At 68.2% G+C, this 22,104-nt stretch carries 15 protein-coding genes; 8 read left to right on the top strand and 7 right to left on the bottom strand.

Annotation, left to right across the window (positions count from 1 at the left end; translation table 11 throughout):
• The first annotated feature begins 245 nt into the window (after nt 1-245).
• A complete protein-coding gene (gene eccCa, locus DEP02_RS22720; RefSeq protein WP_112469546.1) occupies nt 246-4,217 on the top strand; it encodes a type VII secretion protein EccCa in 3,972 nt (1,323 codons plus the stop codon).
• Between the two features lie 209 nt (nt 4,218-4,426).
• On the opposite strand, the gene DEP02_RS22725 is transcribed toward eccCa, so the two are convergent.
• From DEP02_RS22725 to DEP02_RS22740, 4 genes are all read right to left on the bottom strand, one after another.
• Entirely contained in the window at nt 4,427-4,729 is a 303-nt protein-coding gene (locus tag DEP02_RS22725; RefSeq protein ID WP_112469547.1) for a WXG100 family type VII secretion target, read from the bottom strand.
• Nucleotides 4,730-4,804: 75 nt separating this feature from the next.
• Nucleotides 4,805-5,146, bottom strand: coding sequence for a WXG100 family type VII secretion target (locus tag DEP02_RS22730; protein ID WP_112469548.1), 342 nt, complete (start codon nt 5,144-5,146; stop codon nt 4,805-4,807).
• Nucleotides 5,147-5,257: 111 nt separating this feature from the next.
• Nucleotides 5,258-6,343 carry a S8 family serine peptidase gene (locus tag DEP02_RS22735; protein WP_232839238.1) on the bottom strand — a complete coding sequence of 362 codons (1,086 nt, stop codon included), beginning with the start codon at nt 6,341-6,343 and terminating at the stop codon, nt 5,258-5,260.
• Nucleotides 6,344-6,540: 197 nt separating this feature from the next.
• Nucleotides 6,541-6,711, bottom strand: coding sequence for a hypothetical protein (locus DEP02_RS22740; RefSeq protein WP_232839239.1), 171 nt, complete (start codon nt 6,709-6,711; stop codon nt 6,541-6,543).
• Between the two features lie 577 nt (nt 6,712-7,288).
• Here DEP02_RS22740 and DEP02_RS22745 point away from each other — a divergent pair.
• The 3 genes from DEP02_RS22745 (at nt 7,289) to DEP02_RS22755 (ending at nt 10,864) form a co-directional block, all read left to right on the top strand.
• Nucleotides 7,289-7,801, top strand: coding sequence for a hypothetical protein (locus DEP02_RS22745; RefSeq protein ID WP_112469549.1), 513 nt, complete (start codon nt 7,289-7,291; stop codon nt 7,799-7,801).
• 123 nt (nt 7,802-7,924) lie between these two features.
• The gene (locus DEP02_RS22750; RefSeq protein WP_112469550.1) at nt 7,925-10,249 is read left to right on the top strand and encodes a DUF6571 family protein; all 2,325 of its coding nucleotides are present in this window, start codon (nt 7,925-7,927) and stop codon (nt 10,247-10,249) included.
• Between the two features lie 87 nt (nt 10,250-10,336).
• On the top strand, nt 10,337-10,864 hold the full coding sequence (locus tag DEP02_RS22755) for a hypothetical protein (RefSeq protein ID WP_112469551.1): 528 nt from the start codon (nt 10,337-10,339) through the stop codon (nt 10,862-10,864).
• On the opposite strand, the gene DEP02_RS22760 is transcribed toward DEP02_RS22755, so the two are convergent.
• Genes DEP02_RS22760 through eccB form a run of 3 tightly spaced genes read right to left on the bottom strand, consistent with a single transcriptional unit; the run spans nt 10,825 to nt 14,331 of the window.
• Nucleotides 10,825-11,505: a hypothetical protein gene (locus tag DEP02_RS22760; protein WP_232839240.1), complete on the bottom strand. Its 681-nt coding sequence runs from the start codon at nt 11,503-11,505 to the stop codon at nt 10,825-10,827. The genes DEP02_RS22755 and DEP02_RS22760 overlap by 40 nt on opposite strands.
• The gene (gene mycP, locus DEP02_RS22765) at nt 11,502-12,782 is read right to left on the bottom strand and encodes a type VII secretion-associated serine protease mycosin (protein ID WP_112469552.1); all 1,281 of its coding nucleotides are present in this window, start codon (nt 12,780-12,782) and stop codon (nt 11,502-11,504) included. Before mycP ends, DEP02_RS22760 begins: the two co-directional genes overlap by 4 nt.
• Before the next feature lie 16 nt (nt 12,783-12,798).
• A complete protein-coding gene (gene eccB, locus DEP02_RS22770; protein WP_112469553.1) occupies nt 12,799-14,331 on the bottom strand; it encodes a type VII secretion protein EccB in 1,533 nt (510 codons plus the stop codon).
• A gap of 216 nt (nt 14,332-14,547) precedes the next feature.
• Between eccB and eccE the strand changes: the two genes are divergently transcribed.
• From eccE to DEP02_RS22790, 4 genes are all read left to right on the top strand, one after another.
• Entirely contained in the window at nt 14,548-15,888 is a 1,341-nt protein-coding gene (gene eccE / locus DEP02_RS22775) for a type VII secretion protein EccE (RefSeq protein ID WP_269809374.1), read from the top strand.
• Between the two features lie 5 nt (nt 15,889-15,893).
• Complete coding sequence (locus tag DEP02_RS22780) at nt 15,894-16,661, top strand: hypothetical protein (RefSeq protein WP_232839241.1); 768 nt, start codon at nt 15,894-15,896, stop codon at nt 16,659-16,661.
• A gap of 308 nt (nt 16,662-16,969) precedes the next feature.
• Nucleotides 16,970-19,840 carry an SCO5717 family growth-regulating ATPase gene (locus DEP02_RS22785; protein ID WP_112469555.1) on the top strand — a complete coding sequence of 957 codons (2,871 nt, stop codon included), beginning with the start codon at nt 16,970-16,972 and terminating at the stop codon, nt 19,838-19,840.
• Nucleotides 19,841-20,200: 360 nt separating this feature from the next.
• On the top strand, nt 20,201-22,075 hold the full coding sequence (locus tag DEP02_RS22790) for an ABC transporter substrate-binding protein (RefSeq protein ID WP_112469556.1): 1,875 nt from the start codon (nt 20,201-20,203) through the stop codon (nt 22,073-22,075).
• Nucleotides 22,076-22,104 lie beyond the last annotated feature (29 nt).

A 22,104-nucleotide genomic window follows, 5' to 3' on the forward strand; every position in this document is an offset into this window, starting at 1 on the left:
CGCGGAGTCCCTCGCACTGCCGGTCAACTGCGCCGTCGTATCCGGAAGGTGCAGGAGGTGCTCGCTGTGAACGTCGTGAATTACCCGATTCCATCAGGCCAGTTCGCAACTGCTCACACGTCTCACCGGCACCCTACCGCCCGCTGGTGTCGCCGGTTGTCAGTAGGATCGCGGTCGCGATCGGCGTCCGCCTGACACGGGGCGGCGGACGGAACTCCTCGGTCGGGCAAGGGAATCGGTGCGCAGTGAGCCATATCGTCGTCAAGCGTCCGCCGCGGGCACTGCCGAAGGACGTGCCCACGGACGAGATCGTGCTGCAGCCCCCGCCGGAACTGCCGCGCGGACAGCGGGAAGGCGCTCTGATGCAGATCCTGCCCATGCTCGGCATGGGCGGTTCGGTGGTGTTCTTCTTCAATCCGCAGGCCCAGCCCTTCATGAAGATAATGGGGATGGTGATGATCGCCTCCACCATCGCCATGGGCATTTCCATGCTGGTCCGTTACCGCCGCGGCAACCAGGGACAGTTGGCCGACCTCCGCCGCAACTACCTGCGGTACCTGTCGCAAACTCGGCGCACGGCCCTGGACACCGCGCGAGCCCAGCGCGACGCCCAGTACTACCTGCATCCTTCACCCGAGCAACTGTGGGCGCTGGTCGCCGAGGGCAGCAGGGTGTGGGAGAGGCGCACCGGCGACGAGGACTTCGGGCAGGTGCGCGTGGGGCTCGGCCCGCAGGCCCTGGCGGCTCCCCTCGTTCCGCCGGAGACCGCACCCGTGGATCAGTTGGAGCCACTGACCGCGGGTGCGATGCAGCGTTTCCTCGCCACCCACAGCACGCTCGAGGACCTGCCCATGGCGGTCTCGCTGCGCGCCTTCCACCACGTGACGGTCAGCGGCGAGCCGATGTCCGTACGCGGTGCGACCCGTGCCCTCCTCGGCTCCCTCGTCTCACTGCACTCCCCCGAGGACATGCTCGTCGCCGTCGCCGCACACCGGGACGCCACACCGGACTGGGAGTGGGCCAAGTGGCTGCCGCACAGCCAGGCCCAGGAGGTCGCGGACGGCGCGGGCAGCCGCCGTCTGATCACGACCGACCCGGTGGAACTGGAGGACCTGCTCGGCATCCGCCTCCAGGGCCGACCGCGCTTCCACCCGGCAGGACCACCCGTTCCCGAGCAGCCGCATCTGGTGATTGTGCTCGACGGCGTCTCACTGCCGCCCACGTCGCTGCTGGCCGCCTCCGAGGGACTGCAGGGCGTGACGGTCCTGGAAGTCGTGCCCGGCGAGCTCACCGCTGGACGTGGCGACCTCTCGGTCGTCGTACGTCCGAAGGAACTGCGGCTGGAGTCCGCCCACGGCACGGTCTACGAGGGGACCCCGGACGTCCTGTCGTACGAAGCCGCGGAGGCGCTGGCCCGGCAACTGGCGCCGCTGCGGGTCGCGTCGGGTGGTGACGACGACGAACCGCTGCTCGCCAACCTGGAGTTCACCGACCTGCTGAACCTGGGCGACGCGGCCTCCGTCGACCCCCGGCGCACCTGGCGGCCGCGCGCACAGGCCGAGCGGCTGCGCGTGCCGATCGGTGTCGGTGAGGACGGCCGGCCCGTCATGCTCGACCTCAAGGAGGCGGCTCAGGAGGGCATGGGCCCGCACGGCCTGTGCGTGGGTGCGACCGGCTCCGGCAAGTCGGAGCTGCTGCGCACCCTGGTCCTCGGCCTGGCCGTGACCCACTCCTCCGAGACGCTCAACTTCGTCCTCGCCGACTTCAAGGGCGGTGCGACGTTCGCGGGCATGGCCCAGATGCCGCACGTCGCGGCCGTCATCACCAACCTCGCTGACGACCTGACGCTCGTCGACCGCATGGGCGACTCGATCCGCGGCGAGCTCAACCGCCGTCAGGAGATGCTCCGCGACGCGGGCAACTACGCCAATATCCACGACTACGAGAAGGCCCGCGCCGCCGGCGCACCGCTTCAGCCGATCCCCTCGCTCGTCCTGGTGATCGACGAGTTCAGCGAACTGCTCACGGCCAAGCCGGATTTCATCGACATGTTCGTCCAGATCGGCCGTATCGGCCGGTCACTGGGCGTGCACCTGCTGCTCGCTTCGCAGCGGCTGGAGGAGGGCCGCCTGCGCGGGCTCGAGACCTATCTGTCGTACCGGATCGGTCTGCGCACGTTCTCCGCGGCCGAGTCGCGGGCCGCCCTCGGAGTTCCGGACGCCTACGAGCTGCCGAATGTCCCCGGCTCCGGCTTCCTGAAGCACGGCACCGACGAAATGGTCCGTTTCAAAGCGGCTTACGTCTCCGGCGTGTACCGCTCAAGTTCCCAGCAGCTGGCCGCGCTCGGCGGGCCGCTCCCGGTCGACCGCAGGCCGGTGCTGTTCACGGCCGCCGAAGTTCCGGCGCAGTATGTGCCAGTGCCGCGGCAGCGCACGGAAGCGGCGCCCGACGAGAAGGACGACGCGCTCGCCGACACCGTGCTCGACGTGGTCGTGCGACGGCTGGAGGCGCAGGGACCGGCCGCCCACCAGGTGTGGCTGCCGCCGCTGGACAGCCCGCCGTCCCTGGACTCGCTGCTGCCCGGACTCGCTCCGGTGCCCGGCCGCGGTCTGACCCAGCCGGGATACGAGGGCGCGGGCCGGCTCGTCGTCCCCGTCGGCATCGTCGACAAGCCGTACGAGCAGCGGCGCGACCCACTCTGGGTCGACTTCGGCGGGGCCGCCGGACACATGCAGATCCTCGGCGGTCCGCAGTCCGGCAAGTCGACGCTGGTTCGCTCCCTCATCACCTCGTTCGCCCTCACCCACACCCCACACGAAGTGCAGTTCTACGGGCTGGACTTCGGTGGTGGCGGCATGGCCGCCGTGGCGGGCCTGCCGCACGTGGGCGGCGTGGCCTCGCGCCTGGACCCGGAGAAGGTACGGCGCACGGCAGCCGAGGTGTACGGCGTGCTGACCCGGCGCGAGGAGTACTTCCGCACCGCGGGCATCTCCTCCGTCGCGGAGTTCCGCAGCCGTCGCGCCCGGGGTGACATCTCGGTCGCCGACCAGCCCTGGGGCGACGTCTTCCTGGTGATCGACGGCTGGGGCAACTTCCGTACGAGTTACGAGGCGCTGGAGCCGGTGGTGCTGGACATCGCGGCCCGCGGCCTTGGTTACGGCATCCACCTGGTCCTCACCGCCTCGCGGTCGATGGAGGTCCGTTCGAACATGAAGGACCACCTGATGAACCGCCTGGAGCTGCGGCTCGGCGACACCATGGACTCCGAGTTCGACCGCAAAGTCGCGGCCAACGTGCCGACGGGCGTGCCGGGGCGCGGCCAGACGCCGCAGAAGCAGCACTTCATGGCGGCGGTCCCGCGGATCGACGGCCTGTCCTCCGACACGGACCTGGCGGACGCGACGACGGCCCTGGCGGCCGAGGTGACGCGCCACTGGCAGCACCCCGGCGCACCCGAAGTCCGTCTGCTCCCCCGCGAGTTCCCCGCAACGCAACTCCCGTCGGGTGATCGCTTCCCCCAGCGGGGCATTTCCTTCGCCCTGGACGAGGACAACCTCGAACCGGTGTTCGTGGACTTCGACCAGGACCCGTTCTTCCTCGTCTTCGGCGAGAGCGAGTCCGGCAAGTCGAACCTGCTGAGGCTGCTCATCAAGCAGATCACGGAGTGCTACGACGGCTCCAGCTGCAAGATTTTCGTGGTCGACAACCGCCGCTCACTGCTCGGAGCGACCCCGCCCTCGCATCTGGCGGAGTACATCCCCATGTCGAACCAGATGCAGCATCACATGGAGGCGCTGGCCGACCTGATGCAGCGCCGCACGCCGACCTCGGACGTCACGCCCGAGCAACTGCGCGACCGCAGCTGGTGGCGTGGCCCCACGGTGTACGTGGTCATCGACGACTACGACCTGGTCTCCACGTCGAGCGGCAACCCCCTGTCCGGCCTCACGGAGATGCTGCCCTTCGCCCGGGACGTCGGTGTCCGCTTCATCATCGCTCGTTCCACTGCGGGCGCGGGCCGCGCCGCGTACGAGGCGTTCATGCAGCGGATGACGGAGCTGGGAGCCCAGGGCGTACTCCTGTCCGGAGACCCGAGCGAGGGCGACCTCCTGGGCGGGGTGAGGCCTCGTCCGATGCCTGCTGGACGTGGAGTGTTCGTGTCCCGCAAGCAGGGCAAGCCGCTGGTGCAGACCGGGTTGGTGGAAGTGGAGTACTGAGTACTGATGCGGAAGGCGACGGAACACGGCTGCACGCCGACCACGGGACAGATGGACTGAGCCCGTCCGCAGGATGAGCTGCGCAGGGGCGCGGGGAAGCCCGTGTCTCCTCCGTGAAGGCCGCAGGTGGCCTCAGGAGCGAAGGCTTCAAGGGGTCGGGGAGGGCACCTCCCGCGTGTGCCCTCCCCGACGCTGCCGGTTCCCTCAGCTCACTGGAAGTAACTCGCTCCCTTGAGGTCGCCGCTGCGATAGTCACCACCGGCTTCGTGGATGCGCTGGCCGATGGTCACCAACGCCTGGTGGATCCCGTTCGCGTGCATGTCCCACTTCTTGTGCTGCTTGGTGAAGGCGTCGTACGCCTCACCACCCCAGGCCTCGGCGATCTTCTGGACATCAGCTCGGAGAGCCTTGATGTCATCTTCCAGCTTCCCTGCGATGCCGCCGAGTTCGGTCGTCAATGCGTCAAGGGTGCCGTACTTGACGGCGAGGTCCTGGTTGTGGACGTTCGTCATTGTTATCCCGTCTCTTCGTCTCTTCGTCTCTTGGGTCAGATCGGTCCGCTCGTGCCGGTTCGAGAACTACGGAGCTCAGTAGCTACTGAGGGCCGAGGTTTTGCCGCCCAGGTCCTGCACGTCGATCCGGTGGATCTTGCTGTGGAGTTCGGCCTCGAGATTGTCCTTGTCCTTGCGGTTGAGGTTGACGCCGTCGAGGACCTTTTCGACCATGCGGCCAAGGCTGACCACGTGCTCGTTGATCTCCGTCTGCTTGGTGTTGAACGCCCCGGCGCCCTGCCCCGTCCAGCTGTTCTCGATCATGTCGATCGTTCCCTGGAGACGGGCGAGCTGTCCCCTGATCGACTCGTACCGCTCGACAATGGCCTTCTCGAGCCTGATGACCTCACTGCTTTGAAGCCGCCGGCCGTCTGCCATGGTTGCGCTCCTTTTCCTGAATTCGTGGACTCGGTTCGTCCACGGCCCTGTTCGCGCACCTGAGTGGTGCGCTCCCGGATGAACCTCTTCGGGTCATCCGTATGGATGAAGTCACTCTGTTCGACGTGTACGGATCACGGCGAGCGTCCCGGCGCCGAGGGCGCCCCACACTTGCATGTTGCCGCCGCCAGAGGATCCTGCCGCCGACCTCTCGCCAACCGGAGCCTTCTTCGAAGGCTGTGACGAGGCTGATGCAGGAGCAGACGGCTCGCCCTCCTGCGCAGGCTTTTCGCCGTCCTCCGCCGCGAGGGGGTTGACGTTCGGGGGGCCGGGGTTGTAGTCGGCGTTTTCGAGGACCTTGCGGGGGCGGATCGGTCCGTAGCCGAGATACTTGCTGGGATCGTCCTTCGGCCACGTACGGCCTGCCGTGTCAATCAGGGACCGCACGACCTGGTTCGCTGTCCAGTTTGGGTGAGCGGACCAGATCAGGGCGGCCGATGCGGAGGTCAGGGCGGAAGCCGCCACAGCGCCGCTCCCATCGCTGCAGTGCTGCTGGAAGTTCGCGCCGCACCACCGTGGCATGCCTGCTCCGGGAGCGGCCAAGTCGACGTAGTTGCCGTACTGGGACATCTTGGACACTGTTCCGGTTTTGTCGACGGCTGACACCCCTACCACGTGTCTGTAAGCAGCGGGGAACTGCGGTTTGTTTCCTTCCTTGGCGTTGTCCCCGACGCCCGCGATCATCAACACGCCCTTCTTGACCGCATAGTCGAACGCCGCATCGCCGACGATCTGAGTGCCGATCACGTACTGATTGCCGATGGTGAAGTCGATGATCTTCGCGCCGCTGTCCACGGCGGCTTTTACAGCAGTCGCCAGCGGATAGTTGGGGTCGGGAAGCTCGTCATGCTTGATGGGAGGAACACGGATCGGAGTGATCTTTGCTCCGGGAGCAAGCCTCTTCAGCCCACCCCCCATGCCCGTACCCGCGATGAGCTCAGCGGCCGTGGTGCCCTGACCTGTCGTGTCATTCGTGTTGGTCACACTGCCCTTGGCGAGTCCGTCCTTGACCAGGGCATCGACTCCCTGGAGGACCTGTCCACGCAACAAGGGCGTGTCGGGGTTCACCCCCGTACCGATGACCGCGGCCTTGATGTCCTCTCCGGTACTGGTCTTCCACATCTTCTCGGCCTGCATCGGTCCCAAGTACCACTGCTGGGACTGGGCATCGTACGCAGCGGCGCTCGGGGCGAATCCCAGGCCCGCAGCAGCCAGGACTCCGACGACCGTGCCCGCAGCACGCGCTCGTCGCCCGTAACATGTCCTGAGGAGCGTGACCCACTCGGCTCGTCGGCTGGTCCCTGACTTCATGGGTTGTGTGTCCTCGCTCGCGCTCAGTCGACACCACCGCTGCTCAGCGATGCACGGTTGACGGTCTGCGTGCTCACCCGCTTCGGGTTGCCGACCGACGACTCCAGGTCACGCAGAACCGCGTCCACTCGCTTCATGAACGTGCTCAGCGCCTCGCCGCCGGCCTCCAGGTTCGCCGCCCTGGCAGCCGACACGCCTCCCACCATGCCTGCCAGAAGCACGACACTCCTCCCCGTTTCCCCGTACACGCGTCGGTCGAGGCCGGGCGGCCGCTCTCCGTACGATCGCAAAGCATGCCGCGCCTCACAACGCGTTTGCCACCTTAGTCACCCGGCGCATCCCGACCAACCGAGGTTTGCGCCAAGGCTGTTACAACTCCTCGCCTGTCGCCGCGATTTGAACCGGTTTGCCAACGCACTGTGAAGCATTCCACACCCCGTCAGGTACCGGGCTGGGCCGACGCTGCCCCGTGCTGAACGCAGGTGCAACAGGCGGACAGAGACACGGTTGCAACCATCAACGAGGTTGCACACGTAAGAGGGACGCTCGGCAACAACGTGTGGGGCGTCGCATGCATTCGATGACCGAAGCCCGCGGGAGCAACGACTCACGCGTCCTCAGGACCTTCACATCCGACAACCAAGGCAGATAGGAATGGGACTGAACTTTCCTTCTGACGGGTTGCTAACTTGACCGGACACCGCACCATCGGAACGGCAGTATCTGCCTGCACGGACAGCGAAGGCTGAGCAGACGGGGGAAGGAACCACCATGGCGTGGGACGAGTGGGAGCAGCTCAAGGCTCAGGCGGCCGAGCGCCGGTCGACCCAGATGCAGTTGAACCAGGTCGACGACGGTGGCGGTACCTACGGCCCCTATCTGCTGCCGAGCGAGTACGGCGCTCTGAAGGTCAAGAACAGCGAACTCCAGAAGATCGGAAAATCCGCACACGAGCTGTACAACCAGCTGTGGGACAAGGCCCGTGTCGCCACTCCCAGCAGTGACTCCGCCGCCACGGACCTGTCGAAGCAGGGCTTCACACTCGGCGCCGGTCTCCAAACCGTGTCGAACCGCTGGGAAGAGCAGCTCAAGTCCCTGATGGACGCATGCGCGCACATCTCGAACCACATGCGACTCACCAAGAAGCTGCACGCCGGCGACGACGGCTACATCCAGCGGCAGATGAGCAGCATCGACCTCCTGGACGCGGGCTTCGACGAACGAGTCGGTAAGCCCGGCGACAAGAACCCCATCTACGGCCCACATCCCAAGAAGAAGGAGTAGCGGCACACAGGACGGCCAGGCGGTGCTACCTGAGCCGCCTCCCCCTCCCCCCTCCTCGTCCCACGACCTGCCGACACCAGGATCACTCGACCGCTGCTCGTCAGCACCAGGGAACGAAGACCGATGGACCTCGAAACTCTGCGCCACGCCAACTTCAAGCTGCTCGACGACGCCGTCACCGACTGGTCGACACTTGTCAGCCATTTGGAGGAGCTGAAAAAGAACGCCGAGGACAGTCTGCACCAGGCCGCCAACAAAGCGGAGTGGGCTGGAGTGAACGCCCAGGTGTCCAAGAAGTTCATCGGCAAGACCGCCGGGGAGTTCACCGACGCCCACACTCAGGCCACGACGATCCGAAACATCCTCCGTGACACCCGCGGCGAGCTGAAGGAGTACCACCGACAGCTCACCGAGGCCATCGGCCGTGGGGAGAAAAAGGGCATCAGGGTCGTCAGCAGCAAGGGTGGCTTCACCGTCTCGGCGAGCGATCCCTCGGGCAGCGAAGACAGCAAGGCGAGCCAGGCGGACATCGAAGCGCTTCGTGACGAGGTCCAAGGCATCCTCGAGAACGCCACCGAGAGCGACAACTCGGCCAGCACTGTCCTCCAAGCCATTGTCGGCCAGAGCAAGCTGGGTTTCTCGGACGCCAGTTACAAGGACCGGGACTCGGCGGCAGCGGCCGTCAAGGAAGCCGATGCGCTGGCCAAGCTGGCGGCCAAGAAGCCCGAGGACCTCACGGTCAAGGAGTTCGACCGGCTGAACGCCGGGCTGAAGAAGTACGCCAACGACTCATTGTTCGCGGAGCGCTTCGCCACGGATCTGGGGCCGAAGAAGACGTTGGAGTTCTGGGCTGGGCTCAACGATCCGGTCAGGGGCAACTACGAGTTGGGGCACAAGCGGCTCGACCAGTTCGACGACCTGCAGCGCAACCTCGGGCTGACACTCGCCCATGCCACGCAGAGCGACTCGGCGGGTATGACCAAGTGGAAGCGCACAATGATCGACATCGGCGACAAGCCGCTTTACGGCAATCACGGTGGCCCCATGGGCTTCCAGGTCATGAGCAACCTGATGCGGACCGGGGATTACGACGACCAGTTCCTGAAGGACTACGGCACCAAGCTCATGGAGACCGAGCGCAAACTCACCGGCAACGGACGCCACGGCAACCTCGCCTGGCAGCGCCTCGGTATGTCTCCGGATCTGAACCGGATCGGTGAGGACAGCGGCTCCGACCCGCTCACCGGATATCTCAAGGGCCTCTCCAACAGCCCGGACGCAGCCACCGACTTCTTCAATCAGCAGTACGTCTCCAAGAACGGCGAGGACAACCCGTTCGAGCGGGACACCGACGGCAACGGCAAGAAGGGCAAGGTCTCACTGTCCAACTTCCAGTACCTGTTCGAGGAGCGGGACTGGCCGAAGGAAGTGAACTCCCGGGGAGACGACCTGCACACCGGCAAGAACAATCTTGCGCTCGCGCTGGAAGCAGCCACTACGGGGCACCCGGCGGGTGAAATGCCTACAAGAGACACCCCCGCTCATAACGAAGGCCAGACCAAGTTGTTCGAGAGCATCGTAGCCTCCATCTCCGACGACAACGAGCGCCTGACGAAGAGCAGCTACATGTCCGATAGCATGGGGCAGATCGCTGCCGAGTATCTACCCGACATCGATCGGGCGGCATCCGACGTGGACCCCCACCCCGACAGGGACGATGTGGACGGCCAAGAGGCATGGAAGCGTATTCAGAAGCTTTACCCGATCGAGGGGTCCGCTGCCGAACTGAACCACCGTGACGCTGCACGCTTCCTATTCAGTGTGGGTCAAAACCCCGAAGGATATGCAGCCGTCGAAGTGCGGCAGAAGCAGTACATGGCCGAGCTGATGGCGCACCACATCAATCCGGACCTGCCCGAAAGTCAGCGCCCGGACCACGATCTCGAACTCACCGTTCGTGCCATCGCGCGCCACTCTGGTGAGATCTCGGGAACGCTGGCCATGGGCCGTAACGAAGCAGTTGCCGGCCCAGCCGACGTGAAGGATAAGGACTTCGACCACTCGGTGTCCCAGTGGAAGAATGTCCTGTCCGGAACTGTCGGGACCGGAGTAGGTGTCGGCACGTCGTTCATCGCCTCTCCCGTAGTCGGGGCCGGAGTCGGTGGTGCTGCCGGAACCGTAACCAGCACGGTCTTGGAGGCGCTGTTCAAGGATGCCGAGGGCAGCGCTAAGGACGACGTCGGCGCCAAGATGGGCGAAAACTGGGAAAATGGCCAGGACAACAACATAAAATACACCCGAAGTGCAGCATCTGCGGCAGCCCGAACCTACCACCTTCCTCACGGCAGAGATGTGGCCACCTGGGCCGAGGACGAGTCATCCAAGGGGTTTTTGGCCGCTGGCAGCTACATGGACCGGGTCGCGCCGGAACTGGTAACGGACATCTGACACAGCCTGGCACTTGCGGGATGCGTCGGCGACACGTCGCTTTCTTCCTGTCTGACCAGCCACTAGAAGTGAATGAAAGGCCTCCAGTTGATCAACCGACGACTCGTTGACGTACCCCTGATACTCACGGCGCTCGGCGCACTCGTCGTCGGTTGCTCCAGGGCGTCCGAAGTGAAGGAGTACGACGTGCCCAAGAGTTTGTGCGGCGTCTCCGTCGCCCCGGAGCTGCTCGCGCGACTGCTGCCCTCGGGCCAAGAGGTCGATGTTCAAGAGAAGAACCCGGTACCCAGCAGGAAGCGCTGTCAGGTGGATGTCGACGGGAAGATCGCATTGATGGCGAGCCAGGAGTGGTGGGGAAAGACCGATAGCCTCATCGACGTGGCCAACGCCCACCCGAAACTGGATTCAGCACAGCCGACGGACAGTTACGTCTACCTTTCTTCGGGCACCGGTGCAGTGGGACGAGTGAAGAACTGCGCCAGCCCGGACCACACCGAGCACACGCTCTACGCGGTGATCGAGGTCTATGCGAAGGACGTGAACGACGCAGCCGCCATGAAAAAGCTGATTACTGATTACACCGAGGTCGTGGAGACCGGGGAAACCTGCAGATGACGCTCGTCGGACGGCGGGAGTACGGCGATACCCAGCACTCCCCCCTCTCGGCTGGACACCGCATACGTACAGACCGGCATCGTCACCTTCGCCTCGTCGCCCGGAAGGCCCAGTGCCACCGTTTCGGCGTCGTCCGTGTGTTTGCGGGTGACGTGCATGCAGAAGGTTTTGGCCGCTCCTGTGGCTGTGATGCGGTATGAGGCCTTGGTGGACGTTGCCGGGCCGGTGAGGGAAGCGTCCACTCCGAATTGGGATGCGTCGCCGCCGTATTGGATGACCTTGTCTTCGATCTTCGTGGGGTATTCACCGTCGAAGTCGGCTGATTTCGTACCGTCGTCGCATATGTCGCCGTATTCGAAGCTGCCGTTCAGGTCCTGTGTGGCTCCGTCTACCGCGCTCGTCAGTTCGACGTCGCTCCATGCTCCGTTGTCGGCCGCCGACAGGGCGTGGGCGCCTGTGTGGATGCCGACGGCGGCCACGGCGAAGAGCATGATGCTGGCGACGGTGAAAACGGAGTCCGGGACTTCGGGGGCCGGCGGGTTGACCGTGTGGCGCCAGGCTCGTACGCGGGAGGCCTTCACGCAGGCCATCGCCACCAGTGCGGCGGACAGCGCGAAGGTGATCACTGCCATCGTCGTCATGCTTCACCGCCCACGCGCCCGCGCCGCCGCCGCGCGTCCCGTACCGCCACTGCCGCTCCGCTCAGGACCGCCGCCAGGACCAGGCCGCCGACTGTCACGTAGGTGCCCAGGCGCTGGTTGCGTTCGTCGGGGGTTTCGCCGAAGTGCAGGGGGGTTACCGAGGGGGCCTCGGCGCGGGTGACGCCTTCCCGGGCCTCGGGGGATTCCACGGGGTGGGCGGGGTCCACGTCCGTCAGGGCCCTGACCGGGTCGACCACGCCCCAGCCGACCAGGCGGTCGTGGCCGGCGACCGAGCGTTCCGCGGTCTGTTCGATCTGGGCGACGACCTGCCGGGCCGTCCACTGGGGGTACTTGGCTTTCAGCAGGGCCGCCACTCCGGCGACGTACGGGGCGGAGAAACTGGTGCCGTTGTCGGAACAGTGGCCGCCGCCGGGGACCGTGGAGATCATGTCGACGCCGGGTGCCGCGACCCCGACGAACTCCCCCGACTGGGAGAAGGGAGCGCGTTCGTTGTTGCGGTCGGAGGACGCCACCGCGAGGACGCCCTCGTACGACGCCGGGTAGGTGGCCTTGGCATTGCCGCCCAGTCCGTCGTTGCCGGCCGAGGCCACCACCACGACACCCTGGCCGAGGGCGTGGTCGACCGCCTGCTCCAGGCTGGGGTCGGGCTCGACGGCGTTGGCCGTGTCCTGGGAGATGTTGATGACGTCGGCGCCCGCGCCCACCGCGTCGCGGATCGCCTGGGCGAGCGTGGCGGCCGTTCCGTCGCCCTCCGCGTTGTTCTGTTTCATCGGGATGATCACTGCGTCCGGCGCCAGACCCACGAAGCCCGTGTTCTTGGCGGGGCGAGCCGCGATGATGCCGGCCACGCGGGTGCCGTGGCCGACGGTGTCGGTGGTTCCCCGGTTGTCGCCACGGTCGATCTTCTCGCCCCTGGCGTTCTTGGCGGGCAGGTAGTTCCTGCCCTTGGACGCGTCGACGGCCGACCTCAGTTGGGGGTTCTTGACGTCGACCCCCGTGTCGATCACGGCGACTTGGACGCCCTTGCCCGTGGACTGCGCCCACAGCTCGTCCAGGTTGACCCGCTGCAGCGCCCAGGGGCGGCCCTGGTACGGCTTCGACGGGAACGTGCACTGGCCGTCGTCCGCCCAGGCGGCGGTGGCCGGCGCGGCGAGTACGTGGGTCGTCACCGTGAGTGCGATGGCCGCGGTCAGGGCCGCCGTTCGGGTCGTGGTGCCCGCGCGGATGCGGCGGCCGGAGGTGATTGCCTTCAGCATGTCGTCTCCTCCGCGGCTACGAGCCCTGCGGCTGCCGTGCCGCGGCCTCCGACAGGCGCGGGCCGGTCGGCAGGAACGTCGACCACTCCGCGGGAACGGGGGTCGGTTTGACCCGTTCGTAGCCGAGCCGGGTCTGGGCGATCCTCGCCTCCTTGAGCGCCGCCTCGCGCTGCTGGGCGGAGGTGCCGATGCCCTTGTCGTCGGTGGCGCTGTCGCTGTTGGACTGCAGGGCGTAGCGCAGGCCCGTGTCGGTCACCAGGAAGACGCCGCCCGCCTGTGTCTCGGTGCCCTGGAACTGCCGGAAGAGCAGGCCCGAGCCGGGGGTGACGTACGCGCTGGAGGAGCCGGTGGGCAGTTGTGCGGGGAAGTCGGTGCTCACCCACGTGGACAGAGTCGTCCGGCCCTGGCCGTCGACGGAGCGCAGGACCGTGCAGACGGTGTTGCGGCCGGACGTCGTGCGGCCCCCGTCGTTCACTGTTCTCGGTTTGTACGTCGGCCAGTTCCTGTCCCCGGCGAACGTCGTGCTGTCGGTGACCGCGCCGGGGCTGACCTGCTGGGCCTCGCCCGCCTGGCCGACGGCGACCAGGTCACGGCTGTTGAGCAGCAGCGTGGCGGTGAACTCGGAGACGCGGGCCACGCGGCCGGGCAGCACCACGTAGTACTGCATCCGCCGGCCGTCGTACGCCTTGATGACCATGCCGACCTTGTCGTACTGGTCGTACTGCTGCACCCCGCTGAACGCGCCCGCTGTCGCACCCGGCGTGTCGTCGATCTCCGGGATCTCGATCGGGTCGCCCTTGTGAAGGGTCGCGAGCCATTCCTGGGAGACGCGCTGCGGGGCGCGGCCCTGGGTGTCGAGGGCCTTGAGCAGTTCCTTGTCGGCCGGGTAGGCCAACTGGTACGCAGTACCGCCCGCATCGACGACATATTGGGTCTTCCCGTCGGGGCCGACGACGTACATCAGGTCGCCGCCCGAGAGTTTCTGGCTCCCCTCCGTCCTGGACCACTCCTTCTCGGCGAAAACGAACGCCGCCTTCTGGACGGCCCGGCCGCCGTCGCCGGGACGCTCGCAGACCATCCAGCGCTTGGGTGCCTCGGCCTCGCCGGGTGTGGGCAGCCGGTCAGGCGCGTAAGGGATGCCGATCGTGGCGCCGTGCGGGGGCTTGCCGCTGTCGAGGACCTTCTCGTCGACGGTGATGACGCTGTTCTTGCCCGGATCCAGCAGGAGTTTCGCGGAGGCCATGTTCAGGACCGGGTGCAACTGGGTCCGTTTGCCCGTCTTCAGCACCACGTAGCGCGTGGTCGACTCGCTGGCGACGATGACGTGTTCCTCGGGCTTGTCCCAGCCCTTGGGTGCCGTCGGGCTGAACAGGCCGATGCCTCCGAACACCGCGAGGACCACCACGCCGACGACGACACCGGGCACTACCGCGCCCAGCGGCTTGGGGGCGCCCTCCTCCGAACCCGACGGCGAGGGCCGGAGGAAGGATGCGAGCATACGGCGCTTCGCGAAGGTGTAGGCGTTGAGTTCGTCCCGCCGTGATGCCATCTGTTTCCGCTCTCTCCCCGTGCGGAGTCGTGAAGGACTCGTGGGGGCCCGGTGCGCGCACCGACCCCGGTTCCTCGACTGCCCTCTGGTGCCTCAACTGTCAGCAACGGCCCCTACTATGCCTGTTGCGTGGCACTGTCCGCGGCATGGGTAGGGTGCTGAGGCCGTGAGGCGGCTGCGCACGAGTGCTTTCAGGAGAGTTCGGGGGTTGGAGTAGTGGCTTCCACAGCACGGACCCGATCGCGATCGCAATCGCGGGCGCGATCCGGTGACGCCGGGCAGCCGAGTGCCCGCGATTCCCGCTCCGCCGACCCGCCCGATGCACCGGCCCGTGGCTCCTTCACCCCGCACCTTAGGTCTCGTTCGGGACGCGGGGGCTCGTTCGCGCTGCAGCGGCTCGTACTGCTGGAGTTGGCCGTCGCGCTGCTGTTCTGCGGATGGCTGGTGGGACCGTTCGCACTCGTACCGGCGAGCGTCGTCGCCACCGCCCTCCTGGCACTGGCCTTCGTCCGCCGCCGTGGACGCACCCTGCCGGAGTGGCTGGGCACCCTGCTCGCGTTGCGGGCCCGCAAGCGGCGGGCCGCGAGCACTCCGGTGCCGCCGCGCGTCGAGTCCGGTTTCGCCCCCGCCGTCGAGTGTGACCCCAGCCTGCGTACCTACTCCCACGGCGGCAGGGAGCGGCGCCCCGTCGGAATGGTCGGGGACGGGACCTTTCTCAGTGCCGTCGTGCAGGTGGAGGCCGATGTCACGGCGTTGCGGGCCGAGCGGGGGCGGCAGCCGTTGCCGGTCGGGCTGGTGCGGGACGCGCTGGAGGTGGACGGGATACGGCTGGAGTCGGCGCAGATCGTGCTGCACACGCAGCCCGCGCCGGCGCTGCACCTGCCGCAGCACTCGGTGGCCGTGACGAACTACGCGCCGCTGCAGGAGCAGACCGGTGCGCCGGCGGTGCGCATCACGTGGATCGCGCTGAAGCTCGACCCGGAGCTGTGCCGGGAGGCGGTGGAGGCGCGGGGCGGAGGGCTCGTGGGGGCGCAGAAGTGCCTTGCGCGGGTTGCCGATCACCTTGCCAGTCGGCTGACGGGGGCCGGGTTCCGTACGACCCTGCTCAACGAGGAGGAGCTGACCGCCGCCATCGCCACGTCCGCGTGTGCCAACCCGCTGGTGACCGCGGAGGCCGGACGGAGCGAGACGCGGGAGCGGCGGACGGAGGAATCCGGCCGCAGCTGGCGCTGCGACAACCGCCGCCACACCACCTACTGGGTTCGGCGCTGGCCCCGACTGGGCGGCCACGGCCCGTCCCTGCCGCAGTTCGTGGCGCTGCTCACCAGCGTGCCGGCGCTCGCCACGACGTTCAGCCTCACGCTCTCGCGCGCGGAGCGGCAGGAGACGGCGCTGTGCGGACACGTACGGGTCACCGGGCGCAGTGACGACGAACTGGTGGCCGCGCGGCGCGCGTTGGAGGACGTCGCGCGGCAGGCGGGCACGGGACTCGCTCGTCTGGACCGGGAGCAGGTGCCCGGCATGCTCGCCACACTGCCCCTCGGAGGTGCCCGGTGACCGCCATGACCACGCAGACGGCTGACCCTTCGGGTGATGTTCCGCCTTCTGCCGCCGAGCGGTTGCGGGGGCGGCTGCGCAGCGGCCTCGGGCTGATCGGTCCGCGGCACGGACGCCACACGCTCTCCGCGGAGCAGGTGGACGCGCTCGCGCTGCCCATCGGGGACGACGGTGTCGTCATCGGCGTGGACGCCGAGGGGCAGCCCGCCGTCCTGGGGCTCAACCGGCCCACGCCGTACGACGTCGTGCTCATCGGCGGCCTGTGGACGGCGCAGGTCCTTGCCCTGCGCGCGGCGGCCACCGGGGCACGTGTCGCCGTGGAGACGGGCCGGCCCCAGTCCTGGGTGCAGATGGTGCACGCCATGGGCGGCGGTCAGAACGGCCTGGCCGTGTACGAGGTGGGCCGAGTGCCCCCGCAGGGCGCGTCGGCCGGCACGCCCGTGCTGGTCGTGCGGGACTGCGGCATGCGGCCGCCGCGCGGCCGGGTCGTGTCGGGTCCTTGGCAGTCGGTGCTGACCCTGCTGCCGTATCTGAGTCCGGTGGCCCCTCGGCTGATACGGCAGGCACGGCTCGTCGGCGTCCAGCGGATCTCGCCGGACGAGGCCGCCGACCTGAGTCGCACCATGGCGTTGCCGCGGGCGGACGTGGAGTCCCTGCCGACGCTCCCCGATGGTGTCACGCTGTGGTGCGCCGACCGGGACCGGCAGTACGTGATGACCCGACCCACCGATGCCGAGACCGGATTGCTGGGCAATCCGCGACGGATGGACTGAACCGTTCCTTCCGGCCCTTCTCGGCTGTTTTGTTCGGGTCCGATGTGGCGCGGTGGCGGTCGGCCTTGTCAACTCCCGGGCATGCGTTACCTGATGGGTGTGCGTTGGGAGGTGGACGGGCCTGCCGCGGTGTGGCCCGTGGTGATTAGGCTGGGAGCGGGCGCGACGTCAGTACCCGTGGACCAGGCGTCGACGGCCCAGGGGAGAGCCGGTGGATCGGACTGCCTCGAACTACTACGGACGACTCGGACCGACACGACATGGTCGCCCCGGCAGCATGAGGGTGCTCGACCACACCAGGAGGAACTGTGAACAGCGATCGGGACGGGATCCGCGGGGGCTGGGCCACACCCGACGATGACCAGCCCGACGCGGAGTCGGCCATCGAGACGACCGGCGAGTTCACCATCGACTACGCACCGCCCGCCTGGTACACGCAGAACGCGCCGAGCGGTTCGGGGTCCGGGGCCGGGGAGGTGGCAGAGTCCTCCGGTTCACCGGTGTCCTCCGGTTCGCCGGCTTCGCCGGGGGCTCCTGCCGCTCCCGCCGCTCCTGCGGGGTCCGCTGTTCCGAGTGGGCCGGTGCCCGGGGTGACTCCGCCTCCGGCGTTCCAGCCGGACGGGGCCTACACGCCGCCCACGCCGCCCGCGCCGCCGGAGGAGAACCCGGTGGCCGTGCCGAACCTTCCGGCGGGCAGTGGGTTCGAGCCGCAGGAGCAGGGTGCGGGTTCCGGGGCCGGTGACCTCGAGAGCGGTGCCACCATGCGGATCTCCGCCGGTGCCCTGAAGCGGGAGATCTCGGAGCGGGACGGCGCGCAGGGCGAGGCGCCCGAGACCGAGGTCCAGGGGGACGAGTCCGTCGCGCCGACGGAGGGAGAGGGCCAGGCCGCGGAGGACACGGCGTCGGACGAGCGTGGTACGGAGGGTGCGGTCGAGTCCGCCGACCCCTCCGGCGAGGCCGAGGCGGCGGAGTCCGTCGCCGAGGCGTCCGGTGACTTTGAGTCCGCCGAGGGCGAGCCGGGCGAGGCCGGGAGCTCCCCGGCGGCGGACACGGATGCAGCGGATACCTCGCAACCCACGGATGCCGAGGCGGCGGAAACCGGTGGCGCGGACGCCGCTTCGGCCGACGCCGAGTCCGCGGGCGGCGAGGCCGGGGAATCCGCTGTCGCGGCCGCTCGGCCTGCCTCGGCCGAGCCCCAGGACGCCACCGCACCCCAGGACGCCGTCCCGCAGGGCGCTCCTGCCTCCTGGGCTCCCCCACCGGTCCCGCAGGGGCCGGTGCCGCCGCTGCCGCCGTCGTACCAGCCCGCCGCGCCCGCTCCGGCGGCCCAGTGGCCCAGTCGGCCGCAGTCCCACCCGGCCGCGCCGGCGCAGTCGCAGTCACAGTCGCAGTCACAGCCGACGGCTCCGCAGGGGCCGCCTTCCGAGCCGCCCCAGCAGCCGCCCTTCCAGCCGCAGGCGCCACAGTCGGCCCCCGCTGCCTGGAACCCGGCGGCCCCCCAGCCGGGGTACGGCTTCCCCCAGCCCGGAACACCAGGCGCACCACAGCCGCCCACCCAGCAGCCCATGGGCACCCCTACGACACCGGCCAACCCCCAAGCCGGATACGGCTTCCCCCAACCCGGAACACCAGGCGCACCACAGCCGCCCGCCCAGCAGCCCATGGGCACCCCTACGACACCGGCCAACCCCCAAGCCGGATACGGCTTCCCCCAACCCCAGGGTGCCGCCCCCAACCCGCCCGTCCCGCCCAGTGGTTACGGTTTCCCGCAGCCGCCCCAGCAGCCTGACCCGGCTCAGGCTCAGGCTCAGCAGCCCGTCGATCCTCGGCTCGGGACCGGCTGGCCGCAGCCGGTGCAGCACGATCAGCGGCAGCCGACCAATCTCGGGGCCGCACCGCTCGGTTACACGGCGGCCGTGGAGCTGTCCTCCGACCGGCTGCTCAACAACAAGAAGCAGAAGGCCCGTAGCAGCCGGCCGGCCGGTGCCGGGCCCCGGTTCAGGATCGGTGGGAAGAAGGAGGAGGCCGAGCGGCAGCGGAAGCTGGAGTTGATCCGTACGCCGGTGCTGTCCTGCTACCGGATCGCCGTGATCAGCCTCAAGGGCGGTGTCGGCAAGACGACCACCACCACCGCGCTCGGCTCCACGCTCGCCACCGAGCGGCAGGACAAGATCCTCGCCATCGACGCCAACCCGGACGCCGGTACGCTCGGCCGCCGGGTGCGCCGGGAGACCGGGGCCACCATCCGTGACCTCGTCCAGGCGATCCCGTACCTCAACTCCTACATGGACATCCGGCGGTTCACGTCCCAGGCGTCCTCCGGCCTTGAGATCATCGCCAACGACGTCGACCCGGCCGTGTCCACGACGTTCAACGACGAGGACTACCGCCGCGCGATCGACGTGCTGGGCAAGCAGTACCCGATCATCCTCACCGACTCCGGCACGGGTCTGCTCTACAGCGCCATGCGCGGTGTGCTCGACCTCGCCGATCAGCTCATCATCATCTCCACTCCGTCCGTGGACGGTGCGAGCAGCGCCAGTACGACACTGGACTGGCTGTCCGCGCACGGGTACGCCGACCTGGTCGCGCGCTCCCTCACCGTGATCTCCGGTGTGCGCGAGACCGGCAAGATGATCAAGGTGGAGGACATAGTCTCCCACTTCGAGACCCGTTGCCGCGGGGTCGTCGTGGTGCCCTTCGACGAGCATCTGGCCGCCGGTGCCGAGGTCGACCTGGACATGATGCGGCCGAAGGTGCGGGAGGCGTACTTCAACCTCGCGGCGATGGTCGCCGAGGACTTCGTACGGCACCAGCAGTCGCACGGGCTGTGGACGTCCGACGGCAACCCGCCGCCGGTCGCGGCCCCGCCGCTGCCGGGTCAGCCGATTCCGGGCCAGCCGGGACAGCCGGCTCCGGGACAGCCCGTGCCGGGGCAGCACCCCTATCCGGAGCAGCACCCTTATCCGGGACAGCACCCTTATCCGGGACAGCCGGGACAGCCGGCTCCGGGACAGTTCGCTCCCCAGCAACAGCCCGGCCAGCCCGGCCCCGGCCAGCCGTACCCGGGCCCACCCCCCGTCGCGGGCCCGCAGCCCTACCCCGGCCAGCCCTACCCGCAGCACCCCCAACAGCCCCCTCCCCCGCAGGGCCAGACCCCGCCTCCGCCTCAGCAGTAACCCCGGCAACCCCACCCCGTACCCTCCCGGCCCACCCCGTACCCTCCCGGCCCGCGCCGTCCCCCGACGGCGCGGGCCTTCGCGCGTTCGCAGTCAGAATCGGTCGTGTTTCCGCCGCCACGCTCTCACCTGCGAGGCTTCAGTGGTCTCCACCAATAAGAGCGGCGGAGCGACGCAGTCGTTGTTTCCGCAGGCCACATAGGGTTTGACGCACCGTTGACGCGCGCAGACTGCCGCTGATAGACACTCACTCCATTCCCGCCGGCGTCACCCGATCAAGCCCGTTCAAGCCTGTTCAAGCCCGCCCCGGCAGGAGGCGCAAACCGTTTCCTGCGTGCGATGACGCGAGGTCACCGAGCCATGAGCACACACGATCAGCACGGCAGAGGACGTACCGGCCCACGTCTGAGGCGAACCCGGCTTCTCGCCACCGCGGGCGCCGCCGCCCTCGTCCTCACGGCCGGTCTCGCGACCCCGCTCGCCCCGGCCGCGCCACAGGCCCGGGCCGCCGAAGGCGCTCAGGGCAAGAAGGTCCTCACCGTCGCCGTCGCGCAGAGCGTCGACTCACTCAGCCCGTTCCTGGCCGGCCGGCTGCTCAGCACGAGCGTCCACCGGCTGATGTACGAGTACCTGACCAACTACGACCCGAAGGACGCCCATGTCGTCCCGGCCCTGGCCACCGAGTGGGAGCCGTCGCCGGACAAGCTGACCTGGACCTTCACGATCCGATCCGACTCGAAGTGGTCGGACGGACAGCAGACCACCGCCGAGGACGCGGCGTGGACGCTCAACAAGATGATGACCGACGAGGGCGCCGCCACCGCCAACGGCAACTTCGTCACCAACTTCGCCGAGGTCACCGCACCGAGCCCCACCCAGCTGGTGATCCGGCTGAAGAAGCCGCAGGCCACGATGACCGCGCTCGACGTGCCGATCGTGCCCAAGCACATCTGGGAGAAGGTCGACGACTTCTCCAAGTTCAACAACGACAAGAGCTTCCCGATCGTCGGGAACGGGCCGTTCGTCCTCACCGACTACAAGCCCGACAGCTATGTGCGTCTGAAGTCCAACAAGAGCTTCTGGCGGGGCGCGCCGAAGTTCGACGAGCTGGTCTTCCGGTACTACAAGGACCAGGACGCCGCCGTCGCCGCCCTGCGCAAGGGCGAGGTCTCCTTCGTGGCCGGCTCGCCGGCCCTGACGCCCGCGCAGGCAGCCTCGCTCAAGGGCGAGAAGGACATCCGTGTCAACGAAGGCCCCGGCCGCCGCTTCTACGCCCTGGCCACCAACCCGGGCGCGCAGGCCAGGAACGGCGAGAAGTTCGGTGACGGCCACCCGTCCCTGCTGGACCAGCGGGTGCGGAACGCGCTGTTCATGGCGGTGGACCGGAAGACCATCATCGACAAGGTCTTCCAGGGCCACGCGGTGGAGGGCCAGGGCTACATCCCGCCGCGCTACCCGACGTACTTCTGGAAGCCGTCGGCGAGCCAGGAGCTGGCGTACGACCCGGAGAAGGCCGCCGAGCTCCTCGACCAGGCGGGCTACCGGGCGAACGCCGACGGCAGGCGCGTCGGCAAGGACGGCAAGCCGCTGAACTACCGGGTGCTGTGCCACGCCACCGACCCCAACGACAAGGCGGTCGGCAAGTACCTGAAGGAGTGGTGGGGCAAGCTCGGCATCGGGGTCACCCTCGACTGCCTGGACAACGTGACCGACCCGTGGCTCGCGGGCAAGTACGACCTGGCCTTCGACGGCTGGTCGGTCAACCCGGACCCCGACTACGTGCTCTCCATCCACACCTGCGCCGCGCTCCCGGCGACTCCCAAGGACACCGGCGCCACGGACAACTTCATCTGCGACAAGACGTACGACGAGCTGTACGCCAAGCAGCTCGCCGAGTACGACCCGGTCCAACGGGCGGACCTCGTCCAGCAGATGGAGTCACGGCTGTACGACCTCGGGTACATGAACGTCATGGCCTATCCGAACGCGGTCGAGGCCTACCGCACGGACCAGATCGAGTCGATCACGACCATGCCGGCCGAGGCGGGGAACATCTACGGGCAGGACGGCTACTGGAGCTGGTGGTCGGCCGTTCCGGCGAACTCCGGCGACTCCTCGGACAGCTCCACGTCCACGGGCGTCGTCATCGGGATCGTGGCGGGTGTCGTCGTCCTCGCCGGCCTCGCGGTTCTCTTCACGGTGCGCCGCCGGGCCACGGCGGAGGACCGTGAGTAGACAGTGGGCGGGACAGGCAGTGAGCGAAG

It is taken from the genome of Streptomyces triticisoli (assembly GCF_003270085.1).
Taxonomy (GTDB): domain Bacteria; phylum Actinomycetota; class Actinomycetes; order Streptomycetales; family Streptomycetaceae; genus Streptomyces; species Streptomyces triticisoli.